This window comes from Pseudonocardia lutea (genome assembly GCF_042658055.1).
Taxonomy (GTDB): domain Bacteria; phylum Actinomycetota; class Actinomycetes; order Mycobacteriales; family Pseudonocardiaceae; genus Pseudonocardia; species Pseudonocardia lutea.
In genome coordinates, this window is the sequence record NZ_JBHSQK010000012.1 from 86,364 (window position 1) to 106,532 (window position 20,169).

Sequence of the window (20,169 nt, forward strand, 5' to 3'; positions counted from 1 at the left end):
GGGCGGCGTCGCGCCGAGCGCCCGGCGGGCAGCGCGGGCGGCGCGGAGGCCGTCGTCGTGACGGCGGAGGCGCCGGCCGAGGAGCCCGCGGGCCCGGCGGGGGCGACCCCGGAGGCGACCCCGGAGGCGACCTCTGAGGCGACCCCGGAGACCGCACCGGGGACCACGCCGGACACCGCACCGGCGGCATCCACGGCGTCGGCCGCGACCTCGGGCACGGCGCCGGACCCGGCGTTTACCGAGGCCGGGCCGGCCGAGTCGACCGGGGCTGCTCCGGCCGCCGCGTCCGGCGAGGCCCCCGCGGGTCCCGTCGCGACCTCGAACGGGCACGCCCCGGAGACCCCCGCCACCCCGGCCGCCCCGGACACCACCGAGGTGAGCGGGACCACCGGGGCCACCGGGACGGCCGACGCCCCGGCCCGGCCGGACAAGCGCCGCCGGGTCACCCGTTCGGCCGGCGCGCCGAGCACGGCGGCCGAGCCCGTTGTCGTCACGGCCCCGCTGCCCGAGGCCGGGTCCGCGCCCGCGGCACCCGCGGCCCCCGCGCAGCCGGAGCCCGCGAACGACACGACCGTCACCTCCCGTCCGCGCAGGTCGCGGCGGGCGGCGTCGCGCCCGGCCGGTCCGCCGAGCGAGGGGGACGCGGCCGGCACGGTCACCGTCGCGGTCACCTCGTCCGTCGGGGCCGGCGCGCAGGACGGCCCCGAGGGATCGGCCGGGGGGGACCCGGTTTGACCCTCCGATTTCCCGTTCCGTACCCTGGGAGTCAAGGAGCCGCGGCCCTGATGCTGCGGCGTGCGCCCCGTGCTGTGTTCATCGGGATTGGGCGCCCATGAGTCCCCCCGAGAGTTTCAGGAGTCGTGCGTCAACGATGTACGCGATCGTCAAGACCGGCGGTAAGCAGTACAGGGTGGCCGTCGACGACGTGCTGACCGTCGAGAAGATCGACGGCGAGCCCGGCGCCGAGATCAGCCTCCCCGCCGTGCTGCTCGTGGACGGCGACAAGCTGACCACGGACGCGGATGCGCTGGCCAAGGCCTCGGTGACCGCCACGGTCGTCGAGCACACCAAGGGCCCGAAGATCCGCATCCACAAGTTCAAGAACAAGACCGGGTACCACAAGCGTCAGGGCCACCGTCAGCCGCTGACCAAGGTCCAGGTCACCGGCATCAGCGCGTAAGGAGACCTGCGCCATGGCTCACAAGAAGGGTGCGTCCAGCTCCCGCAACGGGCGCGACTCGAACGCTCAGCGGCTGGGCGTCAAGCGGTTCGGCGGGCAGACCGTCAACGCCGGCGAGATCCTGATCCGCCAGCGCGGCACCAAGTTCCACCCGGGCGACGGCGTCGGCCGCGGTGGGGACGACACGCTGTTCGCGCTCGTCGAGGGTGCCGTCCAGTTCGGCCACAAGCGCGGCCGCAAGGTCGTCAACGTGGTTCCGGTCGAGGCCTGAGGCCCGACCCACCGTTTTCGCGCGCGGCGGGCCACCCGGGGAGCAAGCCCCGGGAGGTCCGCCGTTGTCGTGTGTAGAGGAGTAGTCAGTCATGTCGCGGTTCGTCGACCGGGTCGTCGTGCACGCCACTGCGGGGGCGGGCGGCAACGGCTGCGCGTCGATCCATCGCGAGAAGTTCAAGCCGCTCGGCGGCCCCGACGGGGGCAACGGCGGCCGCGGCGGGTCCGTCGTGCTCGTCGTCGACCCGGGTGTGCACACCCTGCTGGACTTCCACCACCGCCCGCACGCCGTCGCGAAGAACGGCAAGCAGGGGCAGGGCGGGTTCCGCGCCGGCGCCAACGCCGAGGACCTCGAGCTGCGCGTCCCGGACGGCACCGTGGTGTTCGACCAGCGCGGCGAGATCGTCGCCGACCTGGTCGGCCCGGGCACCCGGTTCGTCGCCGCGGAGGGCGGCCGCGGCGGGCTCGGCAACGCCGCGCTGGCCTCGCAGGCGCGCAAGGCGCCCGGTTTCGCCCTGCTCGGCGAGCCGGGGGAGTCCCGCGACCTGACCCTCGAGCTGCGCTCGATGGCGGACGTCGGGCTGGTCGGGTTCCCGTCGGCGGGCAAGTCCTCGCTGGTCGCCGCCCTGTCCGCGGCCCGGCCGAAGATCGCGGACTACCCGTTCACCACGCTGGTCCCGCAGCTCGGCGTGGTCACCGCGGGGGACGAGGTGTTCACCGTCGCGGACGTTCCCGGGCTCATCCCCGGCGCCTCCGAGGGGCGCGGGCTGGGGCTGGACTTCCTGCGGCACATCGAGCGCTGCTCGGTGCTGGTGCACGTCGTGGACTGCGCGACCTTCGAGCCCGGCCGCGATCCCGTCGCGGACGTCCAGGCGCTCGAGGACGAGCTCGCCCGCTACACCCCGGCGCTGGGCGGCGACCTCGCCGACCGGCCCCGGCTGATCGCGTTGAACAAGATCGACGTGCCCGACGCCGCGGACCTGGTCGAGATCGTGACCGCGGACCTGCGCGAGCGGTTCGGCTGGCCGATCTTCCCGATCTCCACCGCGAGCCGGAAGGGCCTGCGCGAGCTCGCCTTCGCGATGGGCGAGCAGGTCGCGGCGTACCGGGCCGCCCAGCCCGTGGTCGAGCCGACCCGGATCGTCCTGCGCCCCCAGGCCGTCGACGACGCCGGGTTCACCGTCGAGCCGGACCCGCAGCTCGAGGGCGGGTTCCTGGTGCGCGGCAGCCGGCCCGAACGCTGGATCCGGCAGACGAACTTCGACAACGACGAGGCCGTCGGCTACCTCGGCGACCGGCTCGCCCGGCTCGGCGTGGAGGACGCGCTGGCCGAGGCCGGCGCCGTGCCGGGCTGCCCGGTCACGATCGGCGACGTCACCTTCGACTGGCAGCCCAGCACCCCGGCCGGGATCGCCCGGGTCATGTCCGGCCGCGGGACGGACGCGCGGGTCGAGGGCGGGGGCACCCGTGTCTCCGCCGCGGAGCGCAAGCTCGCCAAGCTCGCCCGCCGCCGCCACCTCACGGACGCTGAGCTGGCCGAGGGCGCGAGCTACGCCCACGAGGCCCGCTGGACCAACGACGCCGGCGACGAGGCGGACGAGCAGCTCTTCGAGCTCGGCGACGACGAGCTCGAGGTCTGGGACGACGGGGACGGGACCCGATGAACGCGGCGGTGCAACTCGGTCGCCCGGAGGTGCCGACCCGCGGGACGATCTTCCGGTGACCGACACCCGGAGGCTGCTCGGCGACGCCCGCCGCGTCGTCGTCAAGGTGGGGTCGTCGTCGTTGACCAGCCTGGCCGGCGGGCTCGATCCCGCCCGGCTGCACCGGCTGGTCGACGCCCTCGCCGCCCGGCGCGCGGCCGGCTCGCAGGTGGTGCTGGTCAGCTCCGGGGCGATCGCGGCCGGCCTGGCGCCGTTGGGGCTGGCCCGGCGGCCCCGGGACCTGGCCACCCAGCAGGCCGCCGCGAGCGTGGGGCAGCTGCTGCTCGCGCACGCCTACTCGGCCTCGTTCCTGCGTCACGACCAGCGGATCGGGCAGGTCCTGCTCACCGCGGACGACATGATCCGCCGCTCGCACTACCGCAACGCCCAGCGCACCCTGGAGCGGCTGCTGGGCCTCGACGTGATCCCGGTCGTCAACGAGAACGACACCGTGGCCACGGACGAGATCCGGGTCGGCGACAACGACCGCCTCGCCGCGCTGGTCGCGCACATCGTCGGGGCGGACGCGCTGGTCCTGCTCTCGGACGTCGACGGGCTCTACGACGGCGATCCCCGCCGCCCCGGCTCGACCCTGCTCGCCGAGGTCGACACCCCCACCGACCTCGACGCCGTCACCGTGGCGAAGCCGGGCGCGGGCAGCCTCGGCACCGGCGGGATGGCCACCAAGATCACCGCGGCGGCGATGGCCTCGGCCGCGGGCATCCCGGTGCTGCTCGCCGCGGCCGACGAGGTCGCCGACGCCCTCGACACCGGCGGGCCCAAGATCGGCACCGCCTTCCGGGCCTCGGGTCGGCGGATGTCGGCCCGGCTGTTCTGGATGAAGCACGCCGCCGACGTCCGGGGCCGCCTTGACCTCGACGCGGGTGCGGTCACCGCGGTGGTCGAGCGCCGGCGCTCGCTGCTCGCGCCCGGCGTGCACGGCGTCGAGGGCGACTTCGTCTCGGGCGACGTCGTGGACCTGACGGGCCCGCACGGCACGGTCGTGGCGCGGGGCGTGGTGAACTACGACGCTTCCGAGCTGCCCGGCATCATCGGCAGGCGGTCCAGCGACCTGCCGCGCCACTACCGCCGGGAGATCGTGCACGCGGACGATCTCGTGCTCCTCCGGAACCGGTCCGCGGGTTCCTGACCGGGGCGGATGCAGACGACGGTCCCGCGGGGCAGACTCGGCGGATGACCGACCCGGGGAGCGATCCCGCGCAGGCCCGCGCGCGGCTCGTGCGCGGCCTCCGGACGCACGGGTGCGCGATCACGCCGGCGGTCGTCGAGGCCTTCCTGGCGATGCCGCGGCACCTGTTCCTGCCCGGCGTCCCGATCGCCGACGCCTACGCCGACGAGGCCGTGCCCACCCAGGTCGTCGACGGCGTCGCGACCAGCTCCGCGTCGCAGCCGTCGATGATGGCGATCATGCTCGAGCAGCTCGCGCCGGCGCCCGGGCACCGGGTCCTGGAGATCGGCGCGGGCACCGGGTACAACGCGGCGTTGCTCACCCGACTCGTCGGGCCGTCCGGGCGCGTGGTGTCCGTGGACATCGACGAGGAGCTGGTCGAGCGGGCCGCGCGGCATCTCGCCGAGGCCGGGGTGACGGGGGTGGACCTCCGCGTCGGCGACGGCGCCCTGGGCGTGCCCGACGCCGCCCCCTACGACCGCATCGTGCTGACGGTCGGCAGCTGGGACGTCCGGCCCGAGTGGGTGGCCCAGCTCACTCCGGGCGGGCGGCTGCTGCTGCCGCTCACGGTGGGCGGCAGCCAGCTGTCCGTGGCCTTCGACCTGCGGCCCGACGGGGTGCTGGAGAGCCGGTCGGTACGCAGCTGCGCGTTCATCCGGTTGCGCGGGGCCGGCGCGGGGCCGGAGGCGACCGAGCCGGTCCGGCCGGGCTGGCTCGCGCAGGTCCCCGAGGGCGCCCAGCCCGATCTCGACCTGGTCGCCACGATGCTCGACGAGCCGGGGAAGCTGCACCGGTCGGCCGGGGCCCTCGAGCGCGCGGACGTGTGGGACGGGCTGGGCCTGTGGCTCATGCTGACCGTCCCCGGCGCGTTGCGCCTGCTGACGAGCGACGCCGAGGACCCGCCCGGGTACTGGCTCGTCCCGACCGGGCAGGGGCGCGCGACGGTGGCCGTCGCCGTGCCGGACGGGCTCGCCGCCCTGGTCACCGAGCCGTCCGGGGTGCGCGCCTTCGGGGCGCAGGGCGAGACGGCCGTGCGCCGGCTGCGCGCCGGCATCGACGCCTGGTACGCCGCCGGCTGCCCGCACGCCGCGGACCTGCGGATCCTCGCCGTGCCCGCCGGAGCGGCGCTGCCGGGGGAGGGTGCGGTCGTCGAGAAGGAGCTCAGCCGGCTGGTGGTGGCACCGGCACGAGCCTGACCAGGGGAATCTCCCGGTCGGTGCGGCGCTGGTAGCCGGCGTAGTTGCGGTGGCGGGAGGCGATGCGCTCCCACAGCACGGGCCGCTCGTCCGGCCCGACGATCTCCGCGCGGCGCGGCTCCCGCGGCCCGCCGCGGACCGCGACCTGCACCTCGGGGTGGTCGCGCAGGTTGAGGAACCAGGCCGGATGATGGTCGTCGCCGCCGCGCGACGCGACCACCACGAGGGTCTCGCCCTCGACCAGCGGGGCGGTGAGCAGGACCGAGCGCGGCTCGCCGCTGCGCCGCCCGACGGTCGTCAGCTCGAGGACGGGCATCCCTGCGGCGTCGTGGCCGACCCGGCCGCCGGTGGCCCTGAGCAGCAGGCGGTGCGCGGCGTTCATGCCCTTGAGCACGAGATCATGTGGCACGGGCCGAGCCTAGGGCCGGTGGTTCCGCATCGCCGGGGTGGCGCGGCCGGGATGTGGCGCGGGCCGCGCCTCGGGCCGGTGGTTGCGCCCCGCCGGGGTGGCGCGGCCGGGTGCCGCCCGGGTAACGACGGACGGCGCAGGGGCGAACCCCTGGCGTGACTGTCGGGGACAGCGGGCGGGACGAGCCGGGGGGCGTGGTCCTGGAGCCGCCGGTGGGCCGGTGGACGAGCGGGCCGATCCGGACCCGGCGCCCGTGGACCGTGGGGCCCTCGCCGCCGCGGCTCGACACCGAGGACATGCTGCGGATCCGCCGGGCCGCGGGCGTGGCGCTGGACCGCTATCCCGGCACGGTGGGCCAGCTGATCGCCTCGGAGCTGCTCGACTACGCCGACCAGGGCTTCCGCGGCGAGCCCGACGGGCTCTCCGAGCGGCTGATCGCCGACCTGTTGAGCGAGGTCGGGTCGCGCCGCTGAGCCGTCGGCCGGCTCCGTCGGTCGGCGCACCGCCTCGACCGGCGCGTCCGCCGCACGGACGGGCGGCGGGGCCGGTCCGCCGGGCCGGATCAGGCGCCGGCGGGCGGCGTGCCTGCCGGTCACGGTGCCGAGGCGGGGCCGGGGCGGCGTCGTCGGCGCCCCGGGGCCCCCACCGGTCCGCCGGGTCGGATCAGGCGCCGGCGGAGGCGGCGTGCCTGCCGATCAGGCTGCCGAGGCGGGGCAGGGCCTCCTCGACGTTCTTGCGGGCGTTCGGGCGCAGCTTGGAGTAGGCCTTCCTGAGGGCGTCCGAGCTGGAGTTCTCCGCCCGCCGGTCGGTGACGCCGAGGAGCGCGTCCGCGGCCTCCGGCCGGCCGGCCAGGTAGGCGCCGAAGTCGCCGCCGGCGGCGGTCGCCTTGTACTCCGCGTAGAAGGGCTGCAGGGCGCCGGCGAACTGGGGCAGCATGCGGTCCACGGCGGCGGGCACCACACCGGGCTTGATCTTCGACACGGTCTGGTAGCCGAGCTTGACGGCGGCACCGGACATGCCGCCCTTGTCCTTCACCTCCTGCCCGACGAGCTCGTTCAGGTCGGCGACGACGGCGGGCCGGCGCGCGGGGTCGGTGAGGATGGTCTCGAGGGTCTGCGTCACGGGGGCTCGTCCTCTCTCACGGGGAGTCGGTGCGGGCGAGACCGGAAGGTATTACACGGATGTGATTCACCCCGACGGGCCCCGTGAGCACACGGCCACAGCCCGTGCGGTAGGGCGTCGGTCACGGCACCCGGTCGGGGCGCTCACCCTGCGAGCTGATCGCTCCTCCATCCTTTGGGTCCCCTGCGGTGCAGCAGCCGCACAACACCGGTCCGTGCACCCGGTGGCGCCCGGCAAGATCACCGCTCCTGGAGCAGGACGGTCGAGGTCCGGCCCTCGTGCTCCGTGCTCGGCGATCAGTGTGATCAGCGGCTCCGGGTCCGCCGAGCCGCCAAGATCGCCGGTTGTGGAGCAGAACGGTCGAATTTCGACCTTCCCGCTCCACGGTCGGCGATCATGCCGTTCTGTGACACCGGCGGGGATGCACTGCTTCACGCTCGAGGAGCGACGACCGCGGCGCGGGCCCCCGCCGCCCGACTCACGAGCATGGCCCCTCCATGTCGACGACCGGGCACCACCACGGAGGCGCCGGGCAAGACCACCGGTCGTGGAGCAGGACGGTCGAATTCCGGCCTTCTCGGTCCATGATCGGCGATCATGGTGCACAGCGGCTCCGCGCCGGGGACGGCCGAAGCGCCAGCAAGGTCACCGGTCGTGGACCAGGACCGTCGCATTTCGGCTCTTCCGGTCCACGACCGGTGATCATGGTGCCCAGCAGTGCCGGGAGAGTGACGGCCGAAGCGGCCGCCAAGATCATCGGTTGTGGAGCAGGGCGGTCAATTCTCGACCCTTCCGGTCCACGACCAGCGATCATGGTGCTCAGCGGCGCCGGGAGAGTGACGGCCGTAGCCGCCGGCAAGATCACTGGTCGTGGAGCAGGGCGGTCGATTCTCGACCCTTCCGGTCCACGACCAGCGATCATGGTGCTCAGCGGCGCCGGGAGAGTGACGGCCGTAGCCGCCGGCAAGATCACTGGTCGTGGAGCAGGGCGGTCGATTCTCGACCCTTCCGGTCCACGACCAGCGATCATGGTGCTCAGCGGCGCCGGGAGAGTGACGGCCGAAGCGGCCGCCAAGATCATCGGTCGTGGAGCAGAGAGGTCGGTTTTCGGCCCTTCCTGTCCACGACCAGCGATCATGGTGCCCGGCGCCGCGGCGAGGCCCGGCCCCCATCCTCGGAGAGCGGGTCAGCCCGCCAGGGCCAACGCGAGCGGGAGGACCGCGGGAGCGCCCGCCCGGCGGACCGCGCGGGCCGCGACGGTCAAGGTCCAGCCCGAGTCGACCAGGTCGTCGACCAGCAGGACGGGCCCGTCGAGGCCCGCGAGGTCGGGCAGCGCGGCGGTGTCGAACCCCTCCCACACCGCGGCCAGCCGCTGTGCCGAGTTCTCGTGCGCGCCCGGACGCTCCCCGGCGGGGGGAAGCATGCCGAGGAGCGGCAACCGCCCGATCTCCGCGATCCGCCGGGCGAGATGCTCGAGCTGGTTCGGGCGGGTGCGTGACCCGATCCCGACGACCCCGACCGGACGCTGCGCCCAGTCCCAGCCGGCGAGCACCCGCACCACCGCGTCGAGCAGGTCCGCCGGGACGGGCTGGTCCGGACCGGCCAGCAGCTCGCGCAGTCGCGTGCCCCAGCCGATGTCCGACAGCCGCCCGACGGCCCGGCCGGTCTCGGCGAGCTCGTCCGCCTTCAACCGGCCCGACACCGGGACCCCCAGCTCCTTCATGCCGCTCGGCCACATCTTGCGGGGCGCCATCTCCACACCCGGTTTCCGGAGCCGTTCGGCGGCCGCCGCGGACACCTCGGCGGACACCTCCGGCGACCAGACGGTGCCGGTGCACACGTCGCACCGGCCGCACGGCGTGGGGTCCGGATCGTCGAGCTGGCGGCGCAGGAAGACCAGCCGGCACTCGTCCGTGGAGAGGTAGTCGAGCATCGCCTGCTGCTCGGCCTTGCGGGCGGCGGCGATCCGCTGGTGCCGCTCGCGGTCGTAGACCCACTCGGCGCCGGTGCCGATCCAGCCGCCCTTGACCCGCTTCGCCGCCCCGTCCGAGTCGAGGACCTTGAGCAGCATCTCCAGCCGGGTGCGGGACAGGTCGACCCGCGTCTCCAGCGCGGCGGTGGAGAGCGGCTGCTCGGACAGCGCGGCCAGGGTCTGCCGCACCAGCGGTTCGGGCGGGAAGGCCAGCGAGGCGAAGTACGCCCAGATCTCCCGGTCCTCGCGGCCGGGCAGGAGCACCACCTCGGCCCGGTCCAGCGCGCGTCCGGCCCGGCCGATCTGCTGGTAGTAGGCCACGGGGGAGGAGGGCGCGCCGAGGTGGACGACGAACCCGAGGTCCGGCTTGTCGAAGCCCATCCCGAGCGCCGACGTCGCCACCAGCGCCTTCACCCGGTTCGCCAACAGGTCGGCCTCGGCGTCGAGCCGCTCCTCGGCGTCCGTCTTGCCGGTGTAGGCGCGCACCGCGTACCCGCGCTCGCGCAGGAACTCGGCGACCTCCTCGGCCGCCTGCACGGTCAGTGTGTAGACGATGCCCGCGCCCGGCAGCTCCTCGAGCCGCGAGGCGAGCCAGGCCAGCCGGTCCGCGGGGGACGCGATGTCCACCACCGACAACCGTAAGGAGGCGCGGTCCAGCGACCCGCGCAGGACGAGCGGCGAGCCGGACTGCAACCCCAGCTGCTCGGTCACGTCCGTGACCACGCGGTCGTTCGCCGTGGCCGTGGTGGCCAGCACCGGGATGCCCTCGGGCAGGTCGGCGATCAGTGCCCGCAGCCGGCGGTAGTCGGGCCGGAAGTCGTGCCCCCAGTCGGACACGCAGTGCGCCTCGTCGACCACCAGCATGCCCGCGGTCCGGGTCAGCTCGGGCAGCACGCGGTCCCGGAAGTCCGGGTTGTTCAGCCGCTCCGGGCTCACGAGGAGCACGTCGACCTCGCCGGCGGCGATCTCGGCGTAGGTCTGCTCCCACTCGTCGAGGTTCGCCGAGTTGACCGTGACCGCCACGATCCCGGCCCGGGTGGCCGCGTCGATCTGGTTGCGCATGAGCGCGAGCAGCGGCGACACGATCACCGTGGGCCCCGCGCCCTGCTCCCGCAGCAGCGCCGTGGCCAGGAAGTACACCGCGGACTTGCCCCACCCGGTGCGCTGCACGACCAGCGCGCGCCGGCGCTCGGCGACGAGGGCGTGGATCGCCCGCCACTGGTCCTCGCGCAGCCGGGCGCCCTCACCCGCGAGGGTCTGCAGCAGCTCCTCGGCGCGGGAGCGCAGGTCCTGTTCCGTCGTGGTCACCACCCCATGGTGGCGGCACCCCCCGACAGAACCGGACGGGCCCCGCGGATCCGGCGCGCGGAACCGCGGGGCCCGTCCGACCGCCGTCAGGGCCGGCCGGTGGGCCGGTGCAGGTAGCGCCCGGTCGGCTCGCCGACGACCTTCCCGTCGTCGTAGACCGGGCGGCCGCGCAGGAAGGTGGTGGTGACCGTCGAGCCGATCTCCATCCCGCGGAACGGCGTGTACTCCTGCGTCGACTCCGAGGCCGCCGGGTCGACCACGTACGAGCGGTCCGGGTCGACGAGGGCGATGTCGGCGTCGAAGCCGGGGGCGATGTCGCCCTTGGTCGGCAGCCCGAGCCGCTGCGCCGGGTTCCACGCGGTCAGCTCGGCCACGCGGGACATCGAGAGCCCGCGCTTGCGACCCTCGCCGACGAGGCCGGGCAGGAGGTACTCGGTGCCGCCGAAGCCGGACTTGGCCGCGAACACGTCCGCCTTGTCGGTGCCGCCGGAGCCGAACTTGGTCTCCTCCTTGCAGCAGGCGTGGTCGGAGACGACCCAGCTGACGTCGCCGGCCAGCAGGTGCTCCCACAGGGCCTCGACGTCCGCGCGCGGGCGCAGCGGCGGGTTGACCTTGCCGCCGATGCCGTCGGCGGTCGTCACGTCGGCGAGCAGGTGCCCGATGGTCACCTCGCGACGGAAGTCGACGTGCGGGAAGGCGCGCTGCATCGTCATCGCCGCCTCCATCGCCTTGGCCGACGACAGGTGCAGCAGGTTGATCGTGGGCAGCTGAGTCTCGTGCGCGAGGTAGGAGGCGATGGTGACCGCGAGGCCCTCGGAGTGCGGCGGGCGGGAGGCGCTGTAGGCCTCGAGGCCCGTGAGCCGGCCCTCCTCCTCGACGAGCCTGGTGTACGCGGTCATGATCTCGGCGGTCTCGCAGTGCAGCGACAGCGAGATCTGGTCGGCGATCTCCGGGTTCGCCTCGCGGGCGGCCTGGATGCCGCGCATGACGAACTCGAAGTGCGCCAGGTCGTAGCGCTCGCCCTCGGGGATCATGAGGAAGGAGTTCTGGTCGGCCGAGCGACCGTGCAGGCCGTGGCTGCCGTAGAACATGAAGATCTTGAACGAGGTCACGCCGTGGTCGCGGACCAGCGCCGGGATCTCGTCGATGTGCGAGCGCTGCATCGGGGCGAGGTGGAAGGCGTAGTCGACGTACGAGCGGCCCTCGGACGCGGCCAGCACCTCCGGGAAGACCTCGGCGTAGCTGCCGCCGCGGTTGAGGTAGTACTGCCCGGTCCGCATGTAGGTCAGCGAGGTCGTCACACCGCCCTGCGCGCAGGCGCGGCTCTCGGTGGCGGTGTCCTCGGCCAGCGGGTTGTAGATGCCCCAGTGCTGGTGCGCGTCGACCACGCCCGGGAAGGCGAGCCGGCCGCGGCCCTCGTGGACGGCGGTCCCCTCGGGCACCTCGATTCGGGGCGCGACCTCGGACACCCGCCCGTCGGTCACGGCGATGTCACCGTGCTGCGGATCGCCGCCGCCGGGCCGGACGACCTGGACGTCGCGGATGATCAGGTCGGGCTGGGTCATCGGGCTGCACCTTCTTCGACGGAGGGAACGGCCGCGCGGGCGACGTGCCCGGCGGCCAGGTAGGCGAGGCCGAGCGCGGGCAGCAGCCCGTTCCCGGCGAGGTAGCCGGCGGCGCCGTGGCCGGAGATCCCGACCGCTGCCCCGCCGGAGGCGTAGAGGCCGGGCAGCGGTGCGCCGCCGGCGTCGAGGACCCGGGCGTCGGCGTCGACGCGCAGGCCACCCTGGGTGTGGAAGAGCGCGGGCACGATCTCCACGGCGTGGAACGGGCTCGCGAGCGGCGCCTCGACCGCGCGGCCGAAGCGGTCCGCCGCCTCGCCCCGGGCGACCGCGGCCAGGGCGTCGATCTCCTCGGCCAGTGCGCCGGCCGGCAGGCCCGTGGCCTCGGCGAGCTCGGCGACGGTCGCGCCGGTGCGGACCGCCCCGGCGGAGCGGACGTCGAGGTAGTCGGTGAACGTGCGGCACAGGGCGTCGATCCGCCCGTCGTACACCATCCACCCGCGGCCGCCGGGCCGCGCGGCGAGGGTCGCGGCGTACTCCGAGTAGCCGGTGGTCTCGTCGCCGAAGCGGCGGCCCGACCCGTCGACGACCGCCGCGCCGTGCATCACGGCGGTCCAGGTCAGCAGGGTCTGCGCCTTCGCCGACAGCCCGGCGTGCCCCTGGTAGGCGTCCAGGCAGCCGGTCGCGGCGCCGTGCGCGGTGCCGATCCGCAGCGCGTCGCCGCGGGAGTGCTCGCTGCCGTGGTAGTGGGCGCCGGCGATCTCGGGCAGGTGGGTCCGGACGAGCTCCGGGTCGGCGCCGAAACCGTTGGTGGCCAGCAGGACCGCGCGGGCCCCGATCTCCTCGCGGGCCCCGTCCGGATGCTCGACGACGGCGACCCGGGTCCCGTCCGGCCCGGGTGGGGCGTCGACGAGCCGGCAGGGAGCGAGGACGTCGACCCGCGGCGACGCCGTCACGGCGTCGGACAGGTACCTGAGCAGGGCCGAGCCGTGCCGACCCGGGACCGTGTGCACGCGTGGGACGGAGTGGCCGGGGTAGTGGAAGTCGGTGGGCAGTTCGATCGGCATGCCGACGTGGTCGGCGAGCCATTCGACCAGTTCGGCGCCGACCTCGGCGAGCGCCCGTGCGACCACGGGATCGGCCGTGCCGTGCGTCTTGGACCGGACGTCGGCCAGGAAACGGGCGGGGGAGTCCTCGATCCCGGCGGCGGCCTGGAACCGCGATCCCGGGCCCGGGACCATCGCCGTCGACATCGAGGTGTTGTTGCCGCGCAGGAAGTGCGGGTTGGCCTCGACCACCAGCACGTCGAGCCCCAGCTGTGCGGCGCGGGCCGCGCCGGCGAGACCGCCGCCCGCCCCGGCGATCACCAGGTCGACGTCCGTCACCCGGACCTCCGTTCCGCTGAAAGAAACAGCATCGGACCTCGTAGGGTGTAGCGATGAGACCACTCCACCTGGACTTATGCAAGGCCCTGTCACGGATCGCTTGACATCGAGCGGACCCGCGGCTCAGTCTTTGTTCCGTCGAGCGGGACGACGGGAGGGGCGCATGGCCGAGACGTCCGGCGGCACCGGAGCCACCGAGCGGGTGGCGGACGTGCTGCTGTTGTTCACCGACGGCCCGCCGACGCTCGGGGTCACCCGCGTGGCCCGCGAGCTCGGGCTGTCGAAGGCGGTCGTGCACCGCATCCTGCAGTCGCTCACCGGGCGCGGGCTGATCGCCTACGACCCGGTGAGCCGCGAGTACCGGCTGGGGCCCGCCGCCGCGGCGCTCGGCGGCCGCGCGCTGCGCGACTCCGACCTGCGCTCCGCGGCGCTGCCCCACCTGGTCGACCTGCGCGACCGCCTGGGGGAGACCGCGACGGTCAGCGCCAAGGTGCACGGCGGCCGGGTCTACCTCGACCAGGTCGTCGGCACGCACGAGATCACGATGTCCGTGGAGATCGGGCGGCGGTTCCCGCTGCACGCCGGCTCGTCCGGCAAGTGCATGCTCGCCTTCGCCTCCCCGGACGAGATCGACGCGGTGCTCTCCGGCGCGCTGCCGTCGCTGACCGCCGCCACCCTGACCGAGCCCGACGTGCTCCACGCCGAGCTCGACCGGATCCGGGAGCGCGGCTACGCGGCCTCCGCCGGTGAACGGCAGGCCGACGCCGGTTCGGTCGCCGCCCCGGTCTTCGGTCCGTCGGGCGACGTGATCGGCGCGGTCTCCGTCTGCGGCCCCCGGTTCCGGGTCACCGACGAGTTCGTCACGGCCACCGCGCCCGAGGTCGTCGCGGCCGCCGGCCGGGTCTCCGCCCGGCTCGCCGACCGCGCGCACGCCCGTCCCGCCCGCACCGCCCCTCGCACCCCTGCTCGCACCCACGCGGCGCCCGCCGCGGCCGGAAGGACGTCATGACCGCACCCGCACCCCTGCCCGGCGCCGGACCGGACGCGCTGGAGGGCCTGAAGGTCCTCGACGCGTCGACGCTCTTCGCCGGTCCCCTCGCCGCCACCCTGCTCGGGGACCACGGCGCCGAGGTGATCAAGATCGAGCACCCGCGCGGGGACCCCGCCCGCACCCACGGGGTGCAGCGCGACGGCGTCGGCCTCTGGTGGAAGATGCTGGCGCGCAACAAGAAGTCCGTCACGCTCGTGCTGTCCACGCCGCGCGGGCAGGAGCTGTTCCGCGAGCTCGCGGCCGACGCCGACGTGGTGATCGAGAACTTCCGTCCGGGAACCCTGGAGCGCTGGGGCCTGGGCTGGGAGGAGCTCTCCGCGCGCAACCCGCGGCTCGTGCTCGCCCGGGTCACCGGCTTCGGGCAGTTCGGCCCGTACGCGTCGCGCCCGGGGTTCGGCACGCTGGCCGAGGCCATGAGCGGGTTCGCCGCGATCACCGGTGAGCCCGACGGTCCGCCCACCCTGCCGCCCTTCGGTCTCGCCGACGGCGTCGCCGCGTTGACCACGGCGTTCGGCATCATGACCGCGCTGCGGGCGCGCGAGAGCACCGGCCGCGGGCAGGTGCTCGACATGGCGATCATCGAGCCGCTGCTGCACCTGCTCGGCCCGCAGATCATCGGGTACGACCAGCTCGGCGTGCTGCAGCCGCGCACCGGCAACCGGTCCACCAACAACGCCCCGCGCAACACCTACCGCTGCGCCGACGGCCGCTGGGTCGCCGTCTCCACCAGTGCCCAGTCGATCGCCGAGCGGGTGATGCGCCTGGTCGGCGCCCCGGAGCTGATCGACGAGCCGTGGTTCGCCTCCGGGGCCTCGCGCGCCGAGCACGTCGAGGAGCTCGACGCCGCGGTCGGTTCCTGGATCGCCGAGCGGGACCGCGACGAGGTGGTCGAGGCCTTCGAGAAGGCCGAGGCCGCGGTCGCCCCGATCTACACCGCCGCCGACGTGCTGGAGGACCCGCAGTACGCCGCGCTCGGCAGCATCGTCCGGATCGAGGACGAGGAGCTGGGCCCGATCCGGTTCCAGAACGTGCCGTTCCGGCTCTCGGCCACGCCCGGCCGGGTCCGCAGCAGCGGTCCGCGGCTGGGTCGCGACACCGCGGAGGTCCTGGGCCGCTACGGCGTCGACGCCGCCGAGCTGGAGCGGCTGCGCGCCGAGGGGGTCGTGTGACGGCCGCCGCGACGGCCCCGCGCACCGCGCTCGGCCGGGCGCGGAGCTGGCTCTACGTCCCGGCCCATCGGACCGAGGTCGTGGCCAAGGCGCTGGCCGGCGCGGCCGACGCCGTGGTGCTCGACCTCGAGGACGCCGTCCCCGCCGACGCGAAGGGCGCCGCCCGGGAGGCCGCGGCGTCCGTGTCGCCGGGCCGGCTCCCGGTGTGGGTGCGGATCAACGGCAGCGGCACGCCCTGGGCCGCCGACGACGTCGTCGCGCTCCGGGACGCGCCGGTCGACGGCGTCCGGGTGCCCAAGGCGGACGACCCCGACGCCGTCGCCGCGCTGGCCGACCGGCTGGGCCGCCCCCTGCACCTCCTGCTGGAGAGCGCGCTGGGCGTCGAGCGGGCCTTCGAGCTCGCCCGCTGCCACCCGCTGGTCGCCGGTCTCTCCCTCGGCGAGGCCGATCTCGCCGCCGATCTCCGCGTCCGCGGGGCCGGGCTGGAGTGGGCGCGGGGACGGGTGGTCGTCGCGGCGCGCGCCGCCGGCCTGCCCAGCCCGGTCGCCAGTGTCTGGACCGCACTCGGCGACCCGGAGGGGCTCGCCGCCGACTCCGCCGCCGCCCGCGACGCCGGCTTCTTCGGCCGCTCCGTCATCCATCCGTCCCAGATCGAACCCGTCCACCGGGCCTTCACCCCCGACCCGGACGAGGTGGCCCGGGCGCGCGAGCTGCTCGGCTCGCTCGAGACGGCCGGCGAGTCCGCCTGGGTCGACCCGCGGGGCCGGTTCGTCGACCCCGCGGTGGTCGCCGGGGCGCGCTGGGTCGTCGAGCTCGCCGAGACCGTGGCCGCGGACGCCGACCGCGGTCCCGACACCCGATCCGTCTCCGGACCCCACCCGACCGACCGCGAACCGGCCCGCCGCCCCGCGCGCGCCGGGAAGGAGCTCCCATGACCGCCACCACGACGGGATCCGCGCTGCTGGACGCGGTCCGCGCCGGCACCCGCGTGATCGAGCTCGGGCACCCGCTCTACACCGGCATGCCCAGCTCGCCCAACCACCCCGGCTTCCGGATGACGCTCGAGCGCCGGCACGGCGACGCGGTCCGGCCCGACGGGGGCTCGGCGTCGAACGAGGTCATCGTGACCGGCGGGCACGTCGGCACCCACGTCGACGCGCTCGCCCACGTCAGCCACGAGGGCCTGCTGCACGGCGGGATCGACGCCGCCGAGGCGCAGCGCGGCGGGAAGCACACCGCGCACGGCGCCGAGACCATCCCGCCGATGGTGACCCGCGGCGTGCTGCTCGACGTGGCCGCGGTGCACGGCGTCGACACCCTCGAGGGCGGCTACGGCGTCACGGCCGAGGATCTCGCCGCCGCGGCCGGGCGGGCCGGCGCCGAGCCCGGCCGCGGCGACGTCGCGCTCGTCCGGACCGGCTGGGGCCGGCTGTTCGGCGACGCGGCCGCCTACCTCGGCAAGGAGTCCGGCGTGCCCGGCGTGACCGTGGACGGGGCGCGGTGGCTCGCCGAGCGCGGCGTGGTCGCCACCGGCTCCGACACCACCGCCTACGAGCAGATCCCGGCCGGCGCCGGGCACCGCGTCCTGCCCGTGCACCGGGTGCTGCTGGTGGAGCACGGCATCCACATCGTGGAGCACCTCGCGCTCGAGGACGCGGCCGCGGCCGGGCTCGGTGAGTTCCTGGCCGTCTTCGCGCCGCTGCGCATCGTCGGCGGCACGGGTGCGCCGGTCCGCCCGCTCGCGGTGGTGGCCGCATGAGCGCCCCCACTGCCACCCGCACCCCGGCCCAGCGGATCGGCGAGGTCGCCGCCCGGATCGCCGCCGACGGCGTCTCCGCGGAGCTGGGCGACGACGTCGTCGCCCGCACCGTCGACGTCCTCGGCAACTGCCTGGCGGCGACCCGCGAGGAGCCGGCCCGGATCGTCGGCGCCGTCGTGGGGGAGTGGGGCGGCGGGGGCCAGGCCACCGCCGTCGGCCGGCCCGAGCCGCTGCCCGCCCCGTCGGCCGCGCTGGTCAACGGCACGCTCGCGCACTCCCTCGACTTCGACGACACGCACCTGCCCTCCGTGCTGCACCCGTCGTCGTCGGTGGTCCCGGCGGCGCTCGCGACGGCCGAGCGGGTCCGGGCGTCCGGCCCGGCGATGCTGGCCGCCGCCGCGGTCGGCATCGAGGTGACGTGCCGGCTCGGCATGGCCGGCTACGACGAGGAGCTGGGCAACTCCGTGTTCTTCGAGCGGGGCCAGCACGCCACGGCCATCTGCGGCGCGATCGGCGCCGCCGTGGCCTCCGGGATGCTCTCCGGGCTCGACGCCGAGCAGCTCACCTCGGTCGTCGGGATCGCCGCCAGCATGGGCGCCGGGGTCATCGAGGCCAACCGCACCGGCGGCACGATCAAGCGCGTCCACTGCGGCTGGGCCGCGCACGCCGGCGTCGTCGCCGCGGACCTCGCCCGGCACGGCCTGACCGGGCCGCCGACCGTGATCGAGGGTCGGTTCGGGTTCCTGCAGGCCTTCTGCGGCGACCAGGTGCACGTCGAGCGGGTGACCGACGGGCTCGGCGAGGAGTGGGAGACCCCCGGGATCTTCTACAAGCCCTACCCCTGCAACCACTTCACCCACGCCGGCATCGACGCCGCGCTCGCGCTGCGCGCCCGCGGGGTGGAGCCCGACGACGTCCGTGCCCTGACCCTCGGCGTCCCGGCCCCGGTGCTGCGCACGATCGCCGAGCCGCCCGAGGACAAGGCGCGCCCGCGCTCGGGCTACCACGCGGCGTTCAGCGGGCCGTACACCGTGGCCGCCGCGTTGCTGGGCGGCGGCGGGCTGGGCGTGTTCCACGAGGACTTCACCGACGCGGCCGCCGCCGACCCGCGCCGGCTCGACCTGGCCGGTCGCGTGCGCGTGGTCGCCGACGAGGAGTCGACGGCGCTGTTCCCGCGCCAGTTCCCGGCCGTCCTGACCGCCGAGCTGACCGACGGCCGCACGGTCACCGAGCGGGTCCGGGCCAACCGCGGCGGCCCGGTCAACCCGCTCTCCGCCGACGAGCTGTCCACCAAGTTCACCGGCAACGCAGAGCGCGCGCTCGTGCCCGGGGCCGCGGCCGACGTCGTCGCCGCCGTGTGGGGGCTGCGGGACGGCCGCCCCGTCCGCGACGTCCTGGCGATCCTGCGCCGCCCCGAATTGTTCCTCTGAACGGAACGAAGCTCGACGCGGTATCGATTGAAAGTCGCTGATCATTGACGATCGCCGGCAGATAGAGGAGTATTCCCGCACAAAGGAGCGTCGGAATTGTTCCGCTGGCAGGAACGAAATGACGCGGACATCGGCCGGTCTCGGGATGCGGCCGGGGAATCCGAGGAACAGGAAATGCAGAGTCGCTTCCGCTTCGTGACGATCGGGGTGGTCATCGCCCTGATCGTCATCAACTACGTGGACCGGAGCGCCATCTCCTACGCGGTCCAGCCGCTGGAGCAGGCGTTCGGGATCACGACCGCGCAGTACGGGATCATCAGCAGCGTCTTCTCGGTCGGCTACATGGTCTTCGCGTTCGTCTCCGGACCGCTGGTGGACCGGTTCGGCACGCGCAAGATCCTGCTCGCCGCGGTCATGCTGTTCTCCGTCTCGGTCGCCCTGATCCCGGTGGCGGGCTCCTTCGCGGGGCTGCTGGTCGTGCGGCTGCTGCTGGGCATCGGCGAGTCCCCGGCCTTCCCGGCCGCGACCCGTGCGGTGAGCCGGTGGCTGCCGGTGCGCGAACGCGGCGTCGCCCTCGCGCTCTGCGGCGGCGTCGCCGTCTCCGGCAGCCTGCTGATCTCCGGGCCGCTGCTCACCTGGCTGATCGGGGCGCTGGGCTGGCAGGGGATGTTCTGGACGATGGCCGTCCTCGGCGTCGTGTGGGCGCTGATCGCGCTGGCCCTGCTCCGCGACCTGCCCGACGAGTCGCCGCGGGTGAGCGCGGCCGAACGCGCCTACATCGCCGCGGGCCAGGAGGCCGAGGCCCGGCCGGAGCGTGCCCCGGTGCGGTGGCGGCCGCTGCTCACCAACCGCAACCTCTGGGTCGTCGCCGGCGGCTACTTCGCCTGGGGCTTCATGTTCTGGGCGTTCATGTACTGGCTGCCGACCTTCTTCTCCAGCGCCTACGGGCTGAGCCTCAAGCAGGCCGGCGCCTTCTCGGTCGCGCCCTGGGCGGCCGGGGTGGTCGGCGCGATCGTCGGCGGCGTCGTCGTCGACCGGGTGTACCGGCGCAGCCCGCGGATCCGCAGCCGCTTCGCGGTCATGGGCGTGGCCCTGCTGCTGGCCGGGTGCTCGCTGATCCCGATGCTGCTCGTGCCCAGCCTGACCGTCGCGATCATCTCGATCTCCTGCGGCGTGGGCTTCGGCTTCGTCACCGGCGGGATCTGGTGGGTGGCCTCGATCGACGCCGCCCCCGACCAGCCGGGCAGCGCCGCCGGGTTCGCCGACGCCGCCTTCGCGTCGTCCGGCATCGTGGCGCCGTCGGTCATGGGTTTCATCGTGTCCGGCACCGGCTCGTTCACCAGCGGTTTCGTCGTGATGGCCGTGCTCGCCGTCGGCGGGGCACTGCTGATGCTGCTGGTGCCGCGCGAGCCCGCCCGGACGGTCGGCGCCGCCGCGACCCGCACGACCGCCACCACCGCCTGA

Annotated in this window: 17 protein-coding genes and 1 pseudogene; 12 read left to right on the forward strand and 6 right to left on the reverse strand. The window is 74.9% G+C overall.

Going from position 1 to position 20,169, the window contains the following annotated elements; translation table 11 throughout:
- Positions 1–659 (reverse strand): annotated as a pseudogene (locus ACFQH9_RS07985) (hypothetical protein); the annotation flags it as partial.
- A 212-nt stretch (positions 660–871) separates the two neighbouring features.
- Between ACFQH9_RS07985 and rplU the strand changes: the two are divergent.
- From rplU to ACFQH9_RS08010, 5 genes are all read left to right on the forward strand, one after another.
- Complete coding sequence (gene rplU, locus ACFQH9_RS07990) at positions 872–1,180, forward strand: 50S ribosomal protein L21 (protein WP_379565268.1); 309 nt, start codon at positions 872–874, stop codon at positions 1,178–1,180.
- Between the two features lie 13 nt (positions 1,181–1,193).
- Positions 1,194–1,451 (forward strand): 50S ribosomal protein L27, encoded by a 258-nt coding sequence (gene rpmA, locus ACFQH9_RS07995; RefSeq protein ID WP_037043345.1) that lies wholly within the window; start codon positions 1,194–1,196, stop codon positions 1,449–1,451.
- A gap of 91 nt (positions 1,452–1,542) precedes the next feature.
- The gene (gene obgE, locus ACFQH9_RS08000; protein WP_379565269.1) at positions 1,543–3,114 is read left to right on the forward strand and encodes a GTPase ObgE; all 1,572 of its coding nucleotides are present in this window, start codon (positions 1,543–1,545) and stop codon (positions 3,112–3,114) included.
- A 55-nt stretch (positions 3,115–3,169) separates the two neighbouring features.
- Entirely contained in the window at positions 3,170–4,303 is a 1,134-nt protein-coding gene (proB, locus tag ACFQH9_RS08005; protein ID WP_379565270.1) for a glutamate 5-kinase, read from the forward strand.
- Between the two features lie 44 nt (positions 4,304–4,347).
- Positions 4,348–5,538, forward strand: coding sequence for a methyltransferase domain-containing protein (locus tag ACFQH9_RS08010; protein WP_379565271.1), 1,191 nt, complete (start codon positions 4,348–4,350; stop codon positions 5,536–5,538).
- On the opposite strand, the gene ACFQH9_RS08015 is transcribed toward ACFQH9_RS08010, so the two are convergent.
- Positions 5,504–5,947: a nitroreductase/quinone reductase family protein gene (locus tag ACFQH9_RS08015; RefSeq protein ID WP_379565272.1), complete on the reverse strand. Its 444-nt coding sequence runs from the start codon at positions 5,945–5,947 to the stop codon at positions 5,504–5,506. The genes ACFQH9_RS08010 and ACFQH9_RS08015 overlap by 35 nt on opposite strands.
- 155 nt (positions 5,948–6,102) lie before the next feature.
- Between ACFQH9_RS08015 and ACFQH9_RS08020 the strand changes: the two genes are divergently transcribed.
- Entirely contained in the window at positions 6,103–6,420 is a 318-nt protein-coding gene (locus tag ACFQH9_RS08020) for a hypothetical protein (RefSeq protein WP_379565273.1), read from the forward strand.
- Positions 6,421–6,610: 190 nt separating this feature from the next.
- Here ACFQH9_RS08020 and ACFQH9_RS08025 read toward each other — a convergent pair whose 3' ends face one another.
- The 4 genes from ACFQH9_RS08025 to ACFQH9_RS08040 form a co-directional block, all read right to left on the reverse strand.
- Positions 6,611–7,069, reverse strand: a complete 459-nt coding sequence (locus tag ACFQH9_RS08025; RefSeq protein ID WP_379565274.1) for a DUF6918 family protein — start codon at positions 7,067–7,069, stop codon at positions 6,611–6,613.
- A 1,186-nt stretch (positions 7,070–8,255) separates the two neighbouring features.
- Complete coding sequence (locus tag ACFQH9_RS08030) at positions 8,256–10,349, reverse strand: RecQ family ATP-dependent DNA helicase (RefSeq protein WP_379565275.1); 2,094 nt, start codon at positions 10,347–10,349, stop codon at positions 8,256–8,258.
- 86 nt (positions 10,350–10,435) lie between these two features.
- Positions 10,436–11,914 carry a dihydroorotase gene (locus ACFQH9_RS08035; RefSeq protein ID WP_379565276.1) on the reverse strand — a complete coding sequence of 493 codons (1,479 nt, stop codon included), beginning with the start codon at positions 11,912–11,914 and terminating at the stop codon, positions 10,436–10,438.
- On the reverse strand, positions 11,911–13,296 hold the full coding sequence (locus ACFQH9_RS08040) for an FAD-dependent oxidoreductase (RefSeq protein WP_379565277.1): 1,386 nt from the start codon (positions 13,294–13,296) through the stop codon (positions 11,911–11,913). Before ACFQH9_RS08040 ends, ACFQH9_RS08035 begins: the two co-directional genes overlap by 4 nt.
- 163 nt (positions 13,297–13,459) lie before the next feature.
- Here ACFQH9_RS08040 and ACFQH9_RS08045 point away from each other — a divergent pair, with 163 nt between their 5' ends.
- From ACFQH9_RS08045 to ACFQH9_RS08070, 6 genes are all read left to right on the forward strand, one after another.
- A complete protein-coding gene (locus ACFQH9_RS08045; RefSeq protein ID WP_379565278.1) occupies positions 13,460–14,305 on the forward strand; it encodes an IclR family transcriptional regulator in 846 nt (281 codons plus the stop codon).
- Entirely contained in the window at positions 14,302–15,516 is a 1,215-nt protein-coding gene (locus tag ACFQH9_RS08050; protein WP_379565279.1) for a CaiB/BaiF CoA transferase family protein, read from the forward strand. The genes ACFQH9_RS08045 and ACFQH9_RS08050 overlap by 4 nt, the downstream gene beginning before the upstream one ends.
- On the forward strand, positions 15,513–16,451 hold the full coding sequence (locus ACFQH9_RS08055) for an HpcH/HpaI aldolase/citrate lyase family protein (RefSeq protein ID WP_379565280.1): 939 nt from the start codon (positions 15,513–15,515) through the stop codon (positions 16,449–16,451). The genes ACFQH9_RS08050 and ACFQH9_RS08055 overlap by 4 nt, the downstream gene beginning before the upstream one ends.
- On the forward strand, positions 16,448–17,275 hold the full coding sequence (locus tag ACFQH9_RS08060) for a cyclase family protein (RefSeq protein ID WP_379565281.1): 828 nt from the start codon (positions 16,448–16,450) through the stop codon (positions 17,273–17,275). The genes ACFQH9_RS08055 and ACFQH9_RS08060 overlap by 4 nt, the downstream gene beginning before the upstream one ends.
- Positions 17,272–18,705: an MmgE/PrpD family protein gene (locus ACFQH9_RS08065; protein WP_379565282.1), complete on the forward strand. Its 1,434-nt coding sequence runs from the start codon at positions 17,272–17,274 to the stop codon at positions 18,703–18,705. Before ACFQH9_RS08060 ends, ACFQH9_RS08065 begins: the two co-directional genes overlap by 4 nt.
- 174 nt (positions 18,706–18,879) lie before the next feature.
- Positions 18,880–20,169 carry an MFS transporter gene (locus ACFQH9_RS08070; RefSeq protein ID WP_379565283.1) on the forward strand — a complete coding sequence of 430 codons (1,290 nt, stop codon included), beginning with the start codon at positions 18,880–18,882 and terminating at the stop codon, positions 20,167–20,169.

Coding starts and splice junctions, on each gene's coding strand:
- ACFQH9_RS08045 (WP_379565278.1), top strand. CDS start 13,460: ATGGCCGAGACGTCCGGCGGCACCGGAGCCACCGAGCGGGTGGCGGAC.
- ACFQH9_RS08050 (WP_379565279.1), top strand. CDS start 14,302: ATGACCGCACCCGCACCCCTGCCCGGCGCCGGACCGGACGCGCTGGAG.
- ACFQH9_RS08035 (WP_379565276.1), bottom strand. CDS start 11,914: ATGACCCAGCCCGACCTGATCATCCGCGACGTCCAGGTCGTCCGGCCC.
- ACFQH9_RS08065 (WP_379565282.1), top strand. CDS start 17,272: ATGAGCGCCCCCACTGCCACCCGCACCCCGGCCCAGCGGATCGGCGAG.
- ACFQH9_RS08060 (WP_379565281.1), top strand. CDS start 16,448: ATGACCGCCACCACGACGGGATCCGCGCTGCTGGACGCGGTCCGCGCC.
- rpmA (WP_037043345.1), top strand. CDS start 1,194: ATGGCTCACAAGAAGGGTGCGTCCAGCTCCCGCAACGGGCGCGACTCG.
- rplU (WP_379565268.1), top strand. CDS start 872: ATGTACGCGATCGTCAAGACCGGCGGTAAGCAGTACAGGGTGGCCGTC.
- ACFQH9_RS08010 (WP_379565271.1), top strand. CDS start 4,348: ATGACCGACCCGGGGAGCGATCCCGCGCAGGCCCGCGCGCGGCTCGTG.
- ACFQH9_RS08070 (WP_379565283.1), top strand. CDS start 18,880: ATGCAGAGTCGCTTCCGCTTCGTGACGATCGGGGTGGTCATCGCCCTG.
- obgE (WP_379565269.1), top strand. CDS start 1,543: ATGTCGCGGTTCGTCGACCGGGTCGTCGTGCACGCCACTGCGGGGGCG.